This window comes from Vibrio genomosp. F10 str. ZF-129, assembly GCF_000287055.2.
GTDB lineage: Bacteria > Pseudomonadota > Gammaproteobacteria > Enterobacterales > Vibrionaceae > Vibrio.
This window is the reverse complement of record NZ_AJYQ02000036.1, coordinates 1-906: the sequence shown is the minus strand read 5'-3', so window position 1 is coordinate 906 and position 906 is coordinate 1. Positions and strand designations below refer to the sequence as shown.

General features: G+C 40.8%; 1 protein-coding gene. It reads left to right on the top strand.

Annotated features, from left to right (window positions below; all coding sequences use genetic code 11):
• The first annotated feature begins 47 nt into the window (after positions 1 to 47).
• Positions 48 to 794: a carbon-nitrogen hydrolase family protein gene (locus A1QO_RS04860; RefSeq protein WP_017041080.1), complete on the top strand. Its 747-nt coding sequence runs from the start codon at positions 48 to 50 to the stop codon at positions 792 to 794.
• Positions 795 to 906 lie beyond the last annotated feature (112 nt).

Below are 906 nucleotides of genomic sequence, written 5' to 3'. Positions count from 1 at the left end.
GCTTGTTGGTTGCAGCTTAAGCGAGCGTTATGTTTTAAGGAGGAAACTTGGAAACTGGTGTAACTATAAGCTTGGCTCAAATCCCGATCGTGAGAGGCGACTTATGTGGAAATATTGAAAATCACATTAAAATGATCGAGGAATCATCTTCTTACAAAGCTGATGTTGTCGTTTTTCCGGAATTATCATTGACGGGCTATGAGTTAGATTTGGTTTCTGAGCTAGCGTTTTCGCCTGAGCCGTTGAGTTTTAAAGAACTCTCTCAAGCGTCAGTTGAAAATGAGATTATAGTTATTGCAGGTTGTCCGCTAAAAGCTAATAATTCCTCAAAGCCAACAATAGGTGCGGTAGTTTGTTTTCCCGATGGCTCAGTCCAATTTTATTCAAAGCAATATCTGCATGAAGGCGAAGATAAGTATTGTTCTTTTGGGGCGACGGATTACTTCTTTACTGTGAATGGGCATAAAATAGCATTGGCTATTTGTGCCGACTTTATAACACCGGAACATTCTCTGCGGGCTAAAAAGCTCGGTGCAGATGCTTATGTTGTAAGTGCTCTAGTTTCTGGTAATGGCTTTACCCCTGATTCTAAAATCCTATCCGAAATTGCTTTAGAGCAACGAGTTCCAGTACTTCTAAGCAACCATATCTCAGAAACAGGTGGCTGGAAAACTTGTGGTAAAAGCTCAGTTTGGGATTCATTTGGGAAGCTCATTATTAGCTCTAGCGAAAAAGAAAGTGGTTTGGTTTTGTGTACTATTGCTGGCAATGAGATCGAGGCTACTAAAACATAACAAAGCGTTTAAGACAGATTCGCAACGCTCGGCATTTTCAGTTTGCTTTGAATTTAGTGTTTACGGCACAATAATTTAGGTAGGGTGGTGGCGTTGCTCACTACTTAACGCG